Source organism: Sphingobacterium sp. UBA7253 (genome assembly GCF_002472745.1).
Lineage (GTDB): Bacteria > Bacteroidota > Bacteroidia > Sphingobacteriales > Sphingobacteriaceae > Sphingobacterium > Sphingobacterium siyangense.
In genome coordinates, this window is record NZ_DKSP01000028.1 from 33,971 (window position 1) to 40,082 (window position 6,112).

Here is a 6,112-nt window from a genome sequence, read left to right on the forward strand (position 1 = left end):
ATCCGGATGACGGTTTTTGTTTCGAACCAAGGTCCAATAAAGAAGCCCTAGATGAAATTTCATCTAGGGCTTTATCAATATAGTTTAAGAATTATTCTGCTCTTAAGATTTTCGCAGCCTCAACCATCGACTCTAAAGCCGCTTTGGTTTCTGGCCAAGCACGAGTTTTTAAACCACAGTCAGGGTTAACCCAAAGTTGTTCTGCTGGAACTACTGCTTTTGCTTTACGCAATAGATCTACCATCTCATCTTTGCTTGGAACACGTGGTGAGTGAATGTCATAAACACCTGGACCAATATCGTTTGGATATTTGAAATCACCGGCGAAAGCATTCAACAATTTCATTTGAGAACGTGAAGTCTCAATCGTGATGACGTCAGCATCCATTGCAGCGATGTCTTCGATTACATTATTGAACTCAGAGTAACACATGTGTGTGTGAATCTGTGTATCGTCTTCTACATTTGATGAAGAAACACGGAAAGCACGTACTGCCCAGTTCAAGTAATCTTTTTGATCAGCTTTACGTAGCGGCAATCCTTCGCGGATTGCTGGTTCATCGATTTGTATGATTTTGATACCTGCTTTTTCCAGCGCTTGTACTTCATCCAAGATCGCCAATGCAATTTGGTAAGTCGTTGTTGAACGCGGTTGATCATTACGTACAAAAGACCATTGTAAGATGGTAACTGGACCAGTCAACATACCTTTAACCGGACGGTTAGTCAATGATTGAGCGTATGAAGACCAACGGACAGTCATATCTTCAGGACGGTATACATCACCATAGATAATCGGAGGTTTTACACAACGTGAACCGTAAGATTGTACCCAGCCGTTTTGTGTGAAAGCGTAACCAGCCAATTGTTCACCGAAGTATTCAACCATGTCGTTACGTTCGAATTCGCCATGTACTAATACGTCGATATCCAATTGCTCTTGAAGACGGATTGTGTTTTCAGTTTCTTCTGCGATTGCTTTATCGTACTCTGCCTGCGTGATAGCACCTTTTTTCAGGTCTGCTCTCCATTTACGAACATCTTTCGTTTGCGGGAATGAACCAATAGTTGTGGTAGGGAATGCCGGCAAGTTGAACTTCGCTTGTTGCGCTGCTTTACGGTCAGCAAATGCTGAAGTACGTTTCGCATCGTCATCAGTGATATTGCTTGTACGTGTTTTAACCTCTGGTTTGTGGATCAGTGGAGAAGTACGACGGCTTTCAGCGGCAGCTTTGTTCGCTTCGAAGCGTTTTGCTGTTTCAGCATCAACTTCACCTTCTGCTAATACGGCTAAGTCTTTTACCTCAGCTAATTTTTGTTTAGCAAATGCTAACCAGTTTTTTACTTCAGCTGGTAGCGATTGCTCATTGTGTTCATTGTCTAAGTCGAAAGGAACGTGCAACAATGATGAAGAAGGAGCTACCCATACACGGTCTTTTCCTAATGCATCAACAGCTTGTTTGATTTTAACCAATGATTTTTCGTAATCATTTTTCCAGATGTTACGGCCTTCAACAATACCCAAAGATAATGTTAATGAAGCAGGAACTTTAGCTAGTACCGTATCCAATTGGTTTTCACCGCGTACCAAATCCAAATGTAAAGCATGGATAGGTAGGTTAACTGCGATATCTTCGTTGTCTTTTAAAGCTTCGAAGTAAGTCGTCGCGATTAATTTGATATTTTTTGCTGCTGCAGCTAATTTTTCGAAAGTAGGTTGATATAAAGCTTTTACTTTAGCATCTAAATCCAATGCTAAGAAAGGCTCGTCAATCTGAACATATTGCGCACCGGCCTCAGCTAGTTTAGCTAATATTTGCTCATATACTGGAACAAGTTTATCCAATAAATCGATGCGGTCGAAGCCAGCTTCTTTTTCTTTACCGATCAAAAGGTAAGTGATAGGACCTAATAGAACTGGTTTAGTATCGATGCCCAATGATTTTGCTTCGTTATATTCATTTAAGAATTTTTCGGACGTCAATTTGAATTCTTGATCTTTTGTGAATTCTGGCACCATATAGTGGTAGTTGGTATCCAACCACTTGGTCATTTCCATTGCAGTCACGTCGATTCCTTCTTGTTGGAAACCACGCGCCATGGCAAAATATAGATCTAAGCTGTAATTGTTGTCTACTTTATTCAATAAAGAATGGTAACGAGCAGGAATTGCACCAACAGTAAGGGTTAAATCCAATACTTGATCGTAAAAAGAGAAATCATTGGAAGGGATCAAATCTATTCCAGCATCTTTTTGTGTTTTCCAATTGCCTTCACGAATTTTTTTTGCTGTGTCCAATAATTCCTCAACAGAAGATTTTTTAGCCCAATAGGCCTCATTGGCTTTTTTCAATTCGCGGAACGCGCCCACACGAGGGTAACCTAAATTGTTAGTCAATAACATAATGAATGTTTTTAATATTTCTTTTTCAACTATATTTCTTGCTAGAGAGAGAAGGACACACTAGAATTCGGTGACTTCGGCTTATCATTCCCATATCAAGTAGGGTAGAATTTAGCACCTTGTCAAGGGACAGGTTGCTAAGGCTTCATCGGGTCTATTCCCTCTGCCTTTCTCTATAAGCGACGCTAAGTTAGAACATTTCTTTTTGAAATGCAAATTTTTTATAAAAGTGCGTCAATTTTTTATATTCTACTAAGGATAAAATTGTTTTGTTCTTTTCTTTTCATCCGTGATTTAGTGTATGTCATGTTTCAATACGCTGTGTAGCATAAAAAATGGGGAATGACTGTTTCTCATTCCCCATTCTTTTAGCTCACCAAAAGTTTGTAACCTTTTCCGTGCACATTGACAATTTCAACTTTACTATCTTCTTTTAGATATTTACGAAGTTTACTGAGAAATACATCCATACTTCTACCCGTAAAGTAGTTGTCATCATGCCAAATTTTTAATAAAGCTTCTTCCCGGGTCAGCACATCATTTTTCTTTAAACAAAGCAAGCGCAGTAGTTCCGCTTCTTTAGTGGATAGTTTTTGCATCTGTCCTTTGTAAGAAATTTGCTGACTTGTATAATCAAAGAAATAATCACCAATTTCAAATTTATCAGCAACCACTTCCTCTTCTTTGTCTCGAACACTGCGCTTCAGCAAAGCATTGATGCGGAGCAATAATTCCTCCACTCGAAAAGGCTTTGTGATATAATCATCTCCCCCTAATTCAAAGGCTTCGGTTTTATCTTCCATCATCCCCTTTGCTGTGGCAAAGATAATAGGAACAGTATTGTTTGTTTTTCTGATTTCACGTCCAACTGTAAATCCGTCCTTTTTTGGCATCATGACATCGAAAATACAGAGGTCGTAGTTATTTTTTTTGAATTGAGAAATCGCTTCATCTCCATCCGTGCATAATGTGACGTCAAATTTTCCCTTTAATTCGAGATAGTCTTTTAAAAGATCCCCCAAATTAGGATCATCTTCTGCTAATAATATCTTTTGCATAATGATTATATTAATTTTCACCAATGTCCCTTGATACTGATAAATCAGTTTTCCTCAACCTTTGAAATTTTTTAAAGAGGAAATATACAAAAAAGGAACGTTTTATTTTTTAATAGGCAAAATTACTTCAAAGGTCGTGCCCTTATCTTTTTCACTTTTAACTGTAATTTTTCCGTTCAGCCTTCTCAGGATGTCCTGGACATAACTTAAGCCAAGACCAAATCCTTTGACATTATGAACATTTCCAGTTGGAATACGGTAGAACTGGTCGAAAATCTTTTGCAGGTGATCCCGACTCATCCCAATACCGTTGTCGGCAATGGTGATAACAATGGTATCACCAACATTTTTGGATTGAATATTCACATGCAGATCTCCTTTGTTGTACTTAATTGCATTATCCAGTAGATTATAAAATACATTTGAAAAATGCAGCTCGTCACCAACAACAACATCTTTCGCCGCCGCTAGATCTATGGAAAATTTTCCGCCGATATTTTGCATCCTTAACTGCATACTGTCGGTAACTGCTGAGACAAGATCATTAATATGCACATCCACCTGGTCTAACTTTAATGTTTCCTTTTCCAATCGGGCTAGGTCAAGCACACGTTCGATGTGATTTCCGAGTCTAACATTTTCGTCGTAGATGATATTAGCCAATTTCTGAACGCGCTTATGGTCGGCATTGATGTCTGGATCTTTAAGTGACTCGCTGGCAATCATAATTGTTGCAACAGGTGTTTTAAACTCATGCGTCATGTTGTTGATGAAATCTGTTTTCATTTCCGAAACTTTCTTTTGTCTGAAGATGATAATCAGTGTATAAGCAAAACAACCCACCAACAAGAAAAGTAGTGCCAGCATAGGTAGTAACAGATAGCCCATATTATCTGCGATTATCGCCTTTTTATTGGGAAAATAGATTGTTAATTTCCCTGGCGCAGCACCGATATCACCTTTAAAAAGTGCGGTCGAGTATTTTGTTGTATTTGTCGGGTTATTTAGAGCGGCTTCGTTTAAAATATTATTTAGTAATATATTGTTTGTACTCCATATTTCAATATTAAAAGGAGCTTTAATATCGCGTTGAGCCAACTCATCTTTGATCAGTTCCTGGACAATGATGACATTCAACCGATCCTTTAAAGGACGCTTTGCTAGCTCCATTCCAATAGCAACATCTTCGATGTAATCTGCCTTTTTACCACCGAGCATAGCAACGGAGTCGTAAACGTTGAAACCGGACCAAGAATTCTTTCTGTTTAGCACATCGAGCCTTTTTTCCAAATCAGAGATGGTTTTTGCAAGTTTTGCATTCTCTCTTGGTGGTAAGGTGGCTACCCTGAATTTTGTCTGTTGATTGACCAATGGGTCCATTAGTGGGATAACAAACCGCGTGCTGTCATCTTTCCCATTCACCTGATCATCTACTTTGGACGCATTTAACATGATAAAAGCTTGTACCAGATTATCGTCGGTAAGCTCATTTGAAACAGAAAATTTGATAAATTTCTGGTACTCCGGTCTTTTGATGTATGTTTCGTAAAAGGAATTTTTGATTTCAATTACATTTGGATACAAAGCACGTAATTGGTCTTCTTGCTCTTTGAAGTTTGAGAAAACAACATGTTGTTTGTTTTTTAATTCTTCAATTCTATACTGTATTTCGAGTTGCTCGGCCAACAGACGTTGTTTGGCCTGTTCCTGCTTGGATTTTTCAATGTTACGTTCCTGTTGAACTTTAGCAAAGTCGACCACCTCCCGTCGTTCAAGCTTTCCAGCAACAGCTGTAATCGCAGCATTGACGGACTCATCAAATAATTGGGATTTTTGACGATATGAATCTCTCAGAAAATAGAATTGCATAGCCAATACCCCAATTAGAGCTAGAGACATCAGTCCAATGATTAATACAATGCTATTTTTCTTCATTAGGGTTGGGTGTTAAATAAATGTATTTTGAATATATCACAAAGTTTATAGTACTCAGTTTATTTACCTTTTGCGTATCCATCCCTTATACCATGTGAGTGGCCATTTAAGGTCCGGTAGCCCATATTTTCTTAAATTGTTACAAATATAAAGATGCTAATGTGTTTTGAAGCTGTTTTAACAATGTTTAACAGCAATCTGTTTAAATATAGGTGCTGTTGTTTGTAAATTAGTGAATAGAAATAAATTATGTGCTGAATTGGTCTATTGATAAATTTAGTCTACGCGGTTAATTCTGGCTGCTATAGAAGTGAATAAGCCGAGTATAACGTGTTCATTGGTGCAATTGAGTGCAGATACTCTTAACAACTATATAGAGATGAAAAGTTATGTATTATTATTGGTATTATCTTCCATAGGAACAATTGCTTTGGGGCAGGTGAAGGTAAAGCCGCAGATTCCTTTGATGGAGGAAAAGGAAGCAAAGATGCCCGTCCTAAAATTGGATTCTTCTAATGAGAAGTACAATATGCCTATTAAGAACCTGAAGCGTGTGGATGGTTTAGCTCCTATGCCAGGAACGGAAAAAATGCCTAAAGGTGATGAGAAAGAAAACAATCTTCCGTTTAGACGCTTGAATGATTCGCTAAAGGTGAAGGACTTTAAATTAAAAATCGACTCCTTGTATCCAAACAAGCAAAAAAAATAGCGTTCT

General features: G+C 38.1%; 4 protein-coding genes and 1 riboswitch. Of the genes, 1 reads left to right on the top strand and 3 read right to left on the bottom strand.

Going from position 1 to position 6,112, the window contains the following annotated elements; genetic code table 11:
* Positions 1 to 91: 91 nt before the first annotated feature.
* The 3 genes from metE to B2X72_RS02055 form a co-directional block, all read right to left on the bottom strand.
* Complete coding sequence (gene metE / locus B2X72_RS02045; protein ID WP_120333103.1) at positions 92 to 2,404, bottom strand: 5-methyltetrahydropteroyltriglutamate--homocysteine S-methyltransferase; 2,313 nt, start codon at positions 2,402 to 2,404, stop codon at positions 92 to 94.
* Between the two features lie 78 nt (positions 2,405 to 2,482).
* Positions 2,483 to 2,586, bottom strand: a riboswitch (SAM riboswitch).
* A gap of 186 nt (positions 2,587 to 2,772) precedes the next feature.
* Positions 2,773 to 3,462 carry a response regulator transcription factor gene (locus B2X72_RS02050; protein ID WP_172840643.1) on the bottom strand — a complete coding sequence of 230 codons (690 nt, stop codon included), beginning with the start codon at positions 3,460 to 3,462 and terminating at the stop codon, positions 2,773 to 2,775.
* Positions 3,463 to 3,564: 102 nt separating this feature from the next.
* A complete protein-coding gene (locus B2X72_RS02055; protein WP_075990853.1) occupies positions 3,565 to 5,397 on the bottom strand; it encodes a sensor histidine kinase in 1,833 nt (610 codons plus the stop codon).
* A gap of 379 nt (positions 5,398 to 5,776) precedes the next feature.
* Between B2X72_RS02055 and B2X72_RS02060 the strand changes: the two genes are divergently transcribed.
* A complete protein-coding gene (locus tag B2X72_RS02060; protein ID WP_145327178.1) occupies positions 5,777 to 6,106 on the top strand; it encodes a hypothetical protein in 330 nt (109 codons plus the stop codon).
* Positions 6,107 to 6,112: the final 6 nt, after the last annotated feature.